Source organism: Micromonospora sp. NPDC023633 (genome assembly GCF_040640035.1).
In the GTDB taxonomy this organism is placed as follows: domain Bacteria; phylum Actinomycetota; class Actinomycetes; order Mycobacteriales; family Micromonosporaceae; genus Micromonospora.
Genome location: NZ_JBFABB010000051.1, coordinates 38,309 through 48,296, shown reverse-complemented (window position 1 = coordinate 48,296; position 9,988 = coordinate 38,309). Strand labels below are relative to the sequence as shown.

9 protein-coding genes are annotated in these 9,988 nt (G+C 69.1%); 4 read left to right on the top strand and 5 right to left on the bottom strand.

What is annotated here, in order from left to right; all coding sequences use genetic code 11:
• Positions 1 to 13 precede the first annotated feature (13 nt).
• Both AB0G13_RS17860 and AB0G13_RS17855 read left to right on the top strand, forming a co-directional pair.
• Positions 14 to 850 carry an IS5 family transposase gene (locus tag AB0G13_RS17860; protein WP_357875418.1) on the top strand — a complete coding sequence of 279 codons (837 nt, stop codon included), beginning with the start codon at positions 14 to 16 and terminating at the stop codon, positions 848 to 850.
• A gap of 119 nt (positions 851 to 969) precedes the next feature.
• Positions 970 to 1,479 carry a pyridoxamine 5'-phosphate oxidase family protein gene (locus AB0G13_RS17855; protein ID WP_357875416.1) on the top strand — a complete coding sequence of 170 codons (510 nt, stop codon included), beginning with the start codon at positions 970 to 972 and terminating at the stop codon, positions 1,477 to 1,479.
• Positions 1,480 to 1,503: 24 nt separating this feature from the next.
• Here the strand turns inward: AB0G13_RS17855 and AB0G13_RS17850 are convergent.
• A protein-coding gene (locus AB0G13_RS17850; protein ID WP_357875424.1) for an IS5 family transposase occupies positions 1,504 to 2,372 on the bottom strand; the annotation gives its coding sequence in 2 pieces (ribosomal slippage) (positions 1,504 to 2,001 and positions 2,004 to 2,372; 867 coding nt in all).
• A 417-nt stretch (positions 2,373 to 2,789) separates the two neighbouring features.
• Between AB0G13_RS17850 and AB0G13_RS17845 the strand changes: the two genes are divergently transcribed.
• Complete coding sequence (locus AB0G13_RS17845; protein ID WP_357875414.1) at positions 2,790 to 3,464, top strand: hypothetical protein; 675 nt, start codon at positions 2,790 to 2,792, stop codon at positions 3,462 to 3,464.
• Between the two features lie 283 nt (positions 3,465 to 3,747).
• Here AB0G13_RS17845 and AB0G13_RS17840 read toward each other — a convergent pair whose 3' ends face one another.
• The 4 genes from AB0G13_RS17840 to AB0G13_RS17825 all read right to left on the bottom strand — a co-directional run bounded on the left by AB0G13_RS17840 (position 3,748) and on the right by AB0G13_RS17825 (position 7,920).
• The gene (locus tag AB0G13_RS17840) at positions 3,748 to 4,119 is read right to left on the bottom strand and encodes a metalloregulator ArsR/SmtB family transcription factor (RefSeq protein WP_357875422.1); all 372 of its coding nucleotides are present in this window, start codon (positions 4,117 to 4,119) and stop codon (positions 3,748 to 3,750) included.
• A complete protein-coding gene (locus AB0G13_RS17835; protein WP_357875412.1) occupies positions 4,079 to 5,101 on the bottom strand; it encodes a formylglycine-generating enzyme family protein in 1,023 nt (340 codons plus the stop codon). Before AB0G13_RS17835 ends, AB0G13_RS17840 begins: the two co-directional genes overlap by 41 nt.
• Positions 5,098 to 6,825, bottom strand: coding sequence for a sulfatase (locus AB0G13_RS17830; RefSeq protein ID WP_357875410.1), 1,728 nt, complete (start codon positions 6,823 to 6,825; stop codon positions 5,098 to 5,100). Before AB0G13_RS17830 ends, AB0G13_RS17835 begins: the two co-directional genes overlap by 4 nt.
• A gap of 795 nt (positions 6,826 to 7,620) precedes the next feature.
• Positions 7,621 to 7,920 carry a hypothetical protein gene (locus AB0G13_RS17825; protein ID WP_357875408.1) on the bottom strand — a complete coding sequence of 100 codons (300 nt, stop codon included), beginning with the start codon at positions 7,918 to 7,920 and terminating at the stop codon, positions 7,621 to 7,623.
• 421 nt (positions 7,921 to 8,341) lie between these two features.
• Between AB0G13_RS17825 and AB0G13_RS17820 the strand changes: the two genes are divergently transcribed.
• Positions 8,342 to 9,907: a class I SAM-dependent methyltransferase gene (locus AB0G13_RS17820; RefSeq protein ID WP_357875406.1), complete on the top strand. Its 1,566-nt coding sequence runs from the start codon at positions 8,342 to 8,344 to the stop codon at positions 9,905 to 9,907.
• Positions 9,908 to 9,988: the final 81 nt, after the last annotated feature.

Here is a 9,988-nt window from a genome sequence, read left to right as displayed (position 1 = left end):
GTAGACCTGCGGCATGGCCGAGCGACCTGCCTACCCCTCCGACCTGTCCGACGCCCGCTGGGCGCTGATCGCACCACGGTTGACCGCCTGGCGGCAGGCACGTACCGACGCCGGGATCGGCGGACGTACCGCCAGCCATGACCTGCGGGAAATCTTCAACGCGATTCTCTACGTCAACCGCACCGGCATCGCCTGGCGCTACCTGCCCCACGACTTCCCGCCCTGGCAGACCGTCTACGGCTACTTCACCGCCTGGACCAACGACGCCATCTTCACCCAGCTCAACTACCAGCTCACCGGCCTGGCCCGCACCAAGGCCGGACGCGCCACACAGCCGTCGGCCTGCGTCATCGACACCCAGAGTGTGAAGACCTCCACCAACGCACCCCTGCCCACGCAGGGCATCGATGCGGGCAAGAAGATCGTCGGACGCAAACGCGGCATCGTCACCGACACTCTCGGCCTGCTCCTCGCGGTCGTCGTCACCGCCGCCAGCGCCAGCGACAACACCGTCGGCATCGACCTGCTGGAACAGGCCAAAGCCACCTACCCGACCCTGGCCAAGACCTGGGTCGATGCGGGCTTCAAGAACAAGGTCATCGAGCGCGGCGCCACCCTCGGCATCGACGTCGAGGTCGTCACCAAAGACCCGCAGGTCAAGGGATTCTCGGTGGTCAAGCGGCGATGGGTCGTCGAACGCAGCCTCGGCTGGATCATGCTGCACCGGCGTCTGGCCCGCGACTACGAAGCCCTACCCGACAACTCCGCCAGCATGATCCGCATCGCGATGATCGACAACCTCACCAAACGCGTCACCGACGAAACCACCCCAACCTGGCGAGACATCTGAAGGCAGCATCACCCACAAAATACGTGAATCAGACGCCCTCTTAGGCCATGTCCTGCCGATCTTGGTAGCCGCTGGGCAGGCCATATGGGTAGGGTGCTCGCCATGATCGAGGACGCCGCATGCCGTTGACGAATCCGTGGCTGGCCGGGCCCACGCCGGCGAAACGGCTCGATCGTGAACGACTTGAAGAGCGCATTCTCAACCTGCTGTCGTCGCAGAACATGTGCGTGCTCGCGACCACGGGTCCGGACGGGCCGCTGGCCACCCCGGTGCGGTACTACTCGCTCGGTTTCGCCGTGCTCTTTACGGCCGCGCTGCGTTCGCCGAAGGTGCGCAACATCGCTGCCGACCCGCGGGTGTCCGTCGGGATCTTCGCGCCGCTGGTCGGGCTGGCCAGCAGCCGCGGGGCTCAGCTGTTCGGAACTGCCAGGGTGCTCGACCCGGGGCATCCGGACCGTGCGCACTATTGGGAAGCGTTCCGATGGGAGAACGAGCACGCCGAGCGGGGGCGATTGCTGTCCGAGCCGCCCGAGGACACCCTGGTGGTCGTTGAGCCGGAGCGGATTGTCTATACCGAGCACTGGCTGCGACGTGAAGGGTTCGCACCCCGCCAGTTCTGGCGTCGCTGAAGATGCCTCTTCCGGCCAATCAGATCATGCAAGCCAGATGATGGCGGCGATGAGGACGAGGCTGGCCTGGTAGAGGGATGCCCGTTTGGCGTAGCGGGTGGCCAGGTCACGCCACTGCTTGAGCCGGTTGAAGCAGCGTTCCACGACGTTGCGCTTGCGGTAGACCGCCTTGTCGAAGGCCGGTGGCCGTCCGCCGGTGCTGCCCTTGGCGGTCCGGCGGGCGACCTGGTCGGAGCGTTCCGGGATGACGTGCCGGATCCCGCGCGATCGTAGGGCTCGGCGGGTGGAGTCGTGGGCGTAGCCCTTGTCCGCGATCAGCATGTCGGGGCGCTTACGGGGGCGGCCGGGTCGGGGTTCGTTAACCCGGATCGCGTCAAGCAGGGTAAACAGTTGTGGGTTGTCGCCGGCCTGGCCGGGGGTGAGCAGGATCGACAACGGCCGGCCGCGTCCGTCGACGGCGAGGTGGATCTTCGTGCTCAGTCCGCCGCGGGATCGGTCGATGGCCTCGCCATCTTGCGCACCAGGCGTCGCCGGACTTGTCGGGGAGCCCCCTTTTTGCGGGCGCCAGCGGCATGCTGATGCGCCCGCACGATCGACGAGTCGATGCTGATCGTCCACTGCACCGGTGTGCCGTCGTCATACACCTGCGCCGCGGCCAGGATCCGATTCCAGGTGCCGTCCGCCGTCCAGCGGCGCAGCCGCTCATGGCAGGTCTTCCACGGCCCGAACCGTTCCGGCAGGTCACGCCACGGCGCACCCGTGCGCAGCTTCCACAGAATCCCGTTGATGACCTGACGGTGATCCCGCCACCGCCCCCGCGCCCCGCCAGGCTCGGGAAGCAGCGGCGCGATCACCGCCCACGCCTCATCGGCCAGTTCGCCACGACGTACCACCGGCACATCGTCAACGATCAACCACTACAAGATCGGCAGGACACGCCCTAGGCCGGGGGTAATCGATTGCTCCACGACCCCGGTAGGCAGCCCTCCCGGGCCCGACCTCAGATCAGCCGATCACGCGGCGCAGCAGAGCGTCCCGCTTCTTGTACGTGATCGAGTCGAAGGCTCTGACCTGGCGGGTAGTCGTGACATGCCTGCTGCCGGAAGGCCGGTGACCCGGCCATCCGGGCGAAGATCGCTGACCCTTGGCCGGGTGAACCGGCCCGCGGCTGGTGGAGACTCAGGAACCGACAAGCTCAAAGGCTGCCGTCGGGCGATTGGACTCAGGCGATCATGCGGCTGATGGTGCTTGCCGCGTGCCGGTCACGGTCTGGCTCAGACCTGTCATAGCCCCGTGTAAAGATCGTCGCCGTGACTGGATGGATCTACAACGATCGCCCTGAGGGCGTCAGGTTCCTGGCCGAGCGGCTTATGGAGCCGGGCCGTGGGGCGATCGAGGCCGAGATCTGGGACTGGGTCGTGCGTGGCCAGGATGACGCCCACGAGTTCGTGGATTTTCTTGACCAGGACGAGCGGCGCCACGGCGCCACCGACGAGGAACTCAGGGCGGCGTACGAAAAGGCTTTGGGTACTCGGCGCGAGCAGCAGCGTGAGTGGGGTGAGGTGCGGAGCAACCTCACCCGCGCCTTCGTCGACCTCAACGAGCTCGGCGTGTTGGCCAGGGAGAACTTCAGCTGCTGTGGCACCTGCGCGGCCGCTGAGATCCACGATGAGCGGGACGACTCCCGGCACTGGCACGGGTATCTCTGGTACCACCAGCAGGACACGGATTCGTTGATTGCGAGCGAGGATGGCAAGGTCTACCTCGGCTACGGCGCCTATCCGGCAGCGGACTTCGACGAGGTCGCCCATGCCGCCCTGCCGGAGGCCGAGCAGCAGGCCCGCTACCAGGCCGACCTGGAACGGTTACTGGACGAGATCGTCTTTCCGGTGCTCTGCAAGTACGGCATGCGGGTGGAGTGGAACCGCAAGCAGTCGAGCCGGATACGGGTGACCGGCGCCCGGTGGTACGCGCCATTGATCTGAAACCCACCCTCTCGCGTTCTTGGCTGGCTGCTGGTCGAACTCGCGAGGTCGGCGACCGCGACGAGTAGGGCGGTGCGGACCATCGAGGCGGTCGCTGCGCTGTGGAGGGCTGCGGCGCGCCCGACGCGGGTTATTGGCATCGAGGGAGTCACGCTGGGCGGGCCGCCGCTACCCCGGGGTTCTTGAGCACCACGCCCAAGTGCGCTGGATAGGTGCGTCTTGCCTGGGTCTGCCGACCTCCGGGTGGGGATCCGGCACCGGTGCCGGCCTTCGGCAGTGCCGCTCAGCGGGCCTTCTTCGTCGCCCGCTTGCGAGGCGGTGTCAACAGGTCGGCGATCGCCGCGATCGCGGACGGCACCAGGCGGTAGTACGCCCAGACGCCGCGCTTCTCGCGCTCGAGCAGGCCGGCCTCGGTGAGGATCCGAAGGTGGTGACTCACGGTCGGCTGGGAGAGACAAAGCGGCGCGGTGAAGTCACTGACGGACGCCTCGCCCTCCGGAGCGGACTGGATGAGACTGAGCAGTCGCAGCCGGGCTGGGTCGGCGATTGCCTTTAGCGCTCCCGCGAGCCGGTCGGCGTCGGCACGCTTGATCGGGGTCGCGCGGATGGGACGTTCAGGCGCAGCGGAAGCCGACGTTGGAGGCTGCGGAGTCAGGGGTGTTCCCGGAGCGGGCCGCGACCCGGTAGCGGTAGCAGTAGGAGTCGTGGCACAGAAACGATCCGCCGCGCATCACGCGCCGGCCTGTGACGTCCGGTTTCGCTGGCCCGCGAGGGTCGACGACACCGGTGCCGGCACGCCGGGCGTAGGTGTCGGTGGCGAACCAGTCCTCGCACCATTCCCATACGTTTCCGACCATGTTGAACAGGCCGTAGCCGTTCGGGGCGTACTGCTTGACAGGTGCGGTGCCGATGAAGCCGTCGTCCGTGGTGTTGAGGCCGGGAAACTCGCCCTGCCAGATGTTGCAGTTCCACCGGCCGCGCGGGAGTAGATCGTTGCCCCAGGGGAATCGCGCTCCCTCGAGGCCGCCACGGGCGGCGTACTCCCACTCGGCCTCGGTGGGCAGGCGCTTGCCCGCCCACGCGGCGTACGCGCGGGCGTCGTTCCAGGTCACCTGGACCACCGGGTGGTTCTGGACGTCCGTGATCGAGGAGGCGGGCCCGTAGGGACGGCGCCAGTCGGCACCGCGGACCACGAGCCACCAGGGGGCGCCGGTGGCCGCCCCGAGGATGTCGGCGCGTTCGGCCTTCACCTGCATGTGGAAGACGGCGGAGACGCCGAGCACCTCCGCCTCGGTGACATAGCCGGTGGCCTTGACGAAGGTCGCGAAGGCTGCGTTGGTGACCGTCGTGGCATCGATGGTGAAAGCTCCGACGGTGACCTTGTGCACCGGACCTTCCCCATCGCCCGGGTAGCCCTCACCGAATGCGTCGCCCATGGCGAAGCACCCGCCGGGGAGGCTGACCTGGCCGCGCGGGGAGCGCGTCCGGCCAGCCTCCCAGACGAGGGGTTCAGGCTGCTGCGGCCGGCGGCCGATCTGCAGCAGCCCGCCGCTCGCCGCGGTCTGTTGCGGGCCGCCGGGTGCACAACAGTTCGGCGTGGTGGAGCCGGCGGTACCGTGGTGATGGTCGGAGGTCATCGGTCGGTGACCGCCGTGGGCAGCAACGCCGGCACCTCGTCTCCCGGCTGGAACGTCAGCTGCGTCGGCTCGTCATAGTGGATGATTTTCCCGTCGGAGTACGCCGTGCCCTGGAAGGTGACGGTGATCGGGGCCTTGCCCTCGCGCAGCGTGGCCAGCGGGGCGCCGACGTCGTCGAGCCAGCGGATCAGCCGGCTGCCGAGCCGCGTGGTGACATCGGGGTACCTTGCGGCTAGGTCGGTGGTCTCACCGATGTCGCTGTCCAGGTTGTAGAGGTCCCAGTCCTGGGTCTCGTAGCGGTAGCTGAGCTTCCACGGCCCCGACCGGATCACCGTCTCGGGGCTCTGGTCCCGCGCGCCCGCGATCAGGTATCCAGGCAGGTGCCAGAAGAGGGGCCGCGTGCCGAGCTCAGCGCTTTCGTTGCGCCAGGTTCCGCTGAGGTCCACACCGTCGGGGCGCAGGCCCTTGGGTAGGTCCGCACCGGCCAGCGACGCGAACGTCGGCAGGTAGTCGACCGCGTGGATCGGCGTCGAGTCGACCACGCCACCGTCGACCAGGTGCTCGTTCTTGCTCCACACGATGGCCGGAACCCGTAGCCCGCCCTCCCGAAGTTCACCCTTGTAGCCGCCGAGCCAGCCGTTGTCGGCGTTCGCGGTCCCACCGTTGTCGGAGGTGAACACCACGATGGTGTTGTCCGCCAACGGATGCCCGGGGTTGCGTGGATCCGGGGTGGTCTCGAGGTGGTTCACGATGCGGGCCAGCCCCTGGTCGAGGCCCTCCAGCAGCGCGGAGTACGACGCATCAGTCGGGTGCCCGGGAACAGCCGGCTTGGCCTGGTACTTCGCAAGCAGGTCGGCACGTGGCTGCTTGACGCCGATCGGCGTGTGCACCGCGTAGTTGCTGACTAAGGTGAAGAACGGCTCGTCGGTGTGGCGGTCGATGAAGTCGATGGTCGCGTCCGCCACCGCGTCGGTCACGTGCTTGTCGGTGCCGACGAGGGCGTCCAGGGTCGTGTCGTCCGCGCCGTGGGAGTAGGGCTTGATGTTCTCGTCGACGTACTTCTGGGTGTAGTCGGCCGCGAACCTGTCCAGGCCCGGGCCGATGCTGTTGTTGAACTTCCCGTCGATGGCGTGGTACTGGCTGGCGTGTCCCGAGTTCGAGCCGCCCAGGTTCTCTTCGAACCCGAAGTCGGTCGTGATTTGGTCGGCGCTCTTGGTCACGTGGAACTTGCCGACGTACCCGGTTGCGTAACCGGCGTCACGCAGCGCCTCGCCGACGGTGTAGGCCTCACCCGGCAGCGCGTCGTCGCCGTCTGGGAGCCCCTGCGGCGTGCCGTCCAGCAGCGTGTCGTCCCCGCCGCGGTCGAGGTCGCCGACCAGGTAGAGGTTGTTCGTCGGCCGGGGCGCGTAGAGCCCGGAGAGGAGAGCGGCTCGGGTCGGCACGCAGTTGGGACCGCCGTAGGCGCTGTCGAAGGCGACGCCTTCCCTGGCGAGGCGGTCGACCGTGGCGGTTTCGTTGTAGGTGTTGCCCGACCCCTTGTTCGTGAGGCCGGTGCTGAGATCGGCCCACCCCAGGTCGTCGGCCAGCACGAACACGATGTTCGGCTGCCCGGGACCGGCCTGTTCGGCCGGGGCGCCGAGCGGAGCAGCGGCGGTGCCTGTGGCAGCGAAAGCAGTGCAGCCCAGGGTGGCGGTGGCGGCAACTGCGACCAGTCTTTGTGTCAACGGTGACATCAGGGGACGCCCTCTCAGTTGGTTGGGTAAGCGCTCGAAGGCGACGAGTCACAGCACTTCCATGACCGCCGTGCAGAGCGGGCGCGCTCTCCCGGCCACGCGTCGGTGCGGCGCGGCGAGCGGCTGCTGGTCGGGTGCGAAACGCTGCCGTGTCGTCCTGAGGCGGCGACGCGGCGGTAGAGAGAAGTCAGGGGACGTGCGCTCAGCGGCAGCAGCCGCAGGCGGTGGTCCAGCCACGGCAACATCCCCGCGACACTGCGACTGCGGTGCCGTCAAGCGGGGCTTCCTGACCAGTCATGGCGGTGACGGTAATCTACTTTGCCTACCTGGTAAATAGGGATTCTAGCCTTTGGGACGGGCCCCTGGGAGTCCCATGTTCATCGGAGCGCGCCCCCGAGGAGGGCTCGGCAGCGCATCCCCGTTGAAGGAGGTGGCCGCCCTCGCCATCATGATCGGCAGCCTCCACGACCGGGTACGGGCAGTCGTCGAGTCCACTCAGGATCTCGCACAGCGCCGCGCAGCGGTTGCCTCCGCCCTGCGGGTTACGGACTGGTCGCCGGTCTGGCGGCCCATCCTGTCACCGCTTGATCTGAGACCCGCCGGAGCTACAAGAAGATCTGGCGCTGACGCCTGCGCACATTCCGTAGCCGCCGCAACCAGGGCCCTGAAGGCCATCGCCGAGGAGCTGCTCCTCGCGACGGAGTCATAAGAGGCGACGGGGGCCGTGGTCGGGCTGGCAGGTGCCGTCGGCCGGGGTGACCGTCCGGTGCCGTCGTGGTGGTGCCGTCAGCCGGCGTCACAGACGTCCCGGAGGGTCTGGGCGTCGCGGTCCGTTCTGGCCTGCACCGCGTCGTGGTCGCCGGAGACCATGCCCGACAGGATGAAGCGCAGCTCCGAGAAGTCCTGCGACAGTGCCACCGTGGCCTGGTAAACGCCGCCGTGGGCGTTCAGACTCGCGCCCATCATGCCCTGGTACGCCGTCGTGGCGGCGGCCTGCCGGCTCTGCCTGGTCGAACCCGAGGTGCGGTAGAACCGGTCGACGACCGCGAGCGCTTCCTCGCAGCCGGCGGGTCGCAGCGGCGCCATCGACGGCGGCCGGCCTCGGACGGGCGTCCGCGGCGTCCCGGCGGTGGGGCGGGGCGTCGTCGCGTCCGGTTCGGGCGCGGTCGTCGGGTCCGGTGTGATCGGGTTCCGCCCCGCCGTTGGCCCCGCTCCGCTTCCCGAGGCAGGCGGCACGGAGGGCTCCCGTGGCAGCACGTAGGCGAGCAGGGTGAGAATGGTGGCCGCCACACCGGCGATCGCGCCCACCGCGGCCCAGTCCGGCTTGCGCGACGCGGAGCCGCTTCCGGACGGGCTGCGACCAGGCCGTTGACTGCTGATGCCTCCAATGTAGCGGCCGACGCGATCCGGGGCGGCCCGCGCCGTCCGCAGAGGGCTGCTGGCCCTCGGTCGGTCGACGGCACCCCCTGCCGCGCACCGCCCAGCAGGCATCGGCTAGGAACGTGACATGCCCCGCTACCTGCTCTTTCCTGGCCGCCACCACCTGCTGACCCGGTTCCAGGCCGGGTATCTTCGCCAGCTCGCGGCGCAGAGCGACGGCCATCTCGCCGACGGTGACGGTGCGACCGGGAGCGAGGACGCCGGCGGGGCGACCGTGGTCTGGGCGGTCACCTCGGCCAACCATGAGAACACCCGGCGCAACCCGGTCCCGTACCACCGTCGGGAGGCGGCGATCGAACGGTTCAGCGTGCTCGCCGGGCTCCGGTCGGTGGTGGTGCCGATCTTCGACACCACACCCACCGACCGGTTCGCCGAGGTGACCCTCAAGACCGTCGCGGCGTCCACCGGGCTGGAGCTGACCCCGGCGGACACGGTGGTCGCCTGCTCCACGCCGGAGGTCGCCGTCATGTACGAACGGCTCGGGTTCCGCATCGCCGGGGTGGAGGCCGACGTCGAGCCGGCGCCGGTGCGGCCGTGGGACGTCCTGCTGCGGCTGGCGGACGACGACCCGTCGTGGCGTGAGCTCACCCACCCGGCGACCGTCGACGTGTACCGCCGCTACCGCCTCGACGAGCTGGTCCGCTCGGTGGTGAACGACCCGGTGGTCGGCGACGAGGGCGGGCTGACCACCACCCGCGACTACCGGACGTACGCCGAGGCGTTCAGCGACGCCGCGCAGCGCAAGTGGGACGCGGTGCGCGAGCACGTGCGGCCGGGGCGGATCGTCGACGTCGGTTGCGGCGCGGGCGCCGTCCTGGAGTTGGCCGACCGGGAGCCGGCCCTGCGGGAGAGCGACCTGATCGGCGTCGAGGTGGCCCGGCACCTGTACGAGGAGTGCGTCCACAAGAAGGCGCAGGGCGTGTTCACCAACCCGAACGTCTTCTTCTACCGGCGTAACGTGCTCGGCGGGGCGGTGTTCGCACCGCGCTCGGTGGACACCACGATGACCTTCGCGCTGACCCACGAGATCTGGTCGTACGGCGAGCGGATGGCCTCGCTGCGCCGGTTCGTGCGGGCCCTCTACGACCACACCGTGCCCGGCGGGGTGTGGATCAACAGCGACGTGTGCGGGCCGGACGGCAAGGACCGGACGGTACACCTGCGCCTGGCGACGACCGACGGCGTCAACCCGCCCCGGCCGCGTACCGACCTGGCGGCCGTGCCGCCCGGTGAGGTGGCGGCGTACGTCGGCGCGCTGTCGACCCGGGCCCGGCTGGACCAGTTCGCGGTCGACTACCGGTTCCCGTTCGCGTACCGCCCGGTCGACGGGGCGGACGGCACGGTCGAGCTGACCCTCGGCGCGGCGATGGACTTCCTCACCCGCAAGGACTACACCGACAACTGGCTGTCGGAGACCCAGGAACAGTTCTGCGGCATGGAGTACGCCGACTGGAAGTCGTTGCTCACCGACGTCGGCTTCGAGATCGACGCCGCGAGCGGTACGTCCCGCAACGACTGGATCATCACCAACCGCCTCGCCCCGGTGGCCGCCCTCAGCACCCCGGCGGGCGAGCCGCTGGACTGGCCGGTCACCCACGTGCGCCTGGTCGCCCGTCGTCCGGTCAACACCTGACGCCCCGGCGGGCCGGTGGGGGAGGACCGCACTGTCCGGCGGCCGGCCCGATGCCGACCGACCCCCGAACAGAACGCAGAC

Excerpts from the sequence above, each read along its gene's own strand:
- AB0G13_RS17860 (WP_357875418.1), top strand. The coding sequence starts at position 14 with ATGGCCGAGCGACCTGCCTACCCCTCCGACCTGTCCGACGCCCGCTGG.
- AB0G13_RS17855 (WP_357875416.1), top strand. The coding sequence starts at position 970 with ATGCCGTTGACGAATCCGTGGCTGGCCGGGCCCACGCCGGCGAAACGG.
- AB0G13_RS17835 (WP_357875412.1), bottom strand. The coding sequence starts at position 5,101 with ATGACCTCCGACCATCACCACGGTACCGCCGGCTCCACCACGCCGAAC.
- AB0G13_RS17825 (WP_357875408.1), bottom strand. The coding sequence starts at position 7,920 with ATGGCGCCGCTGCGACCCGCCGGCTGCGAGGAAGCGCTCGCGGTCGTC.
- AB0G13_RS17820 (WP_357875406.1), top strand. The coding sequence starts at position 8,342 with ATGCCCCGCTACCTGCTCTTTCCTGGCCGCCACCACCTGCTGACCCGG.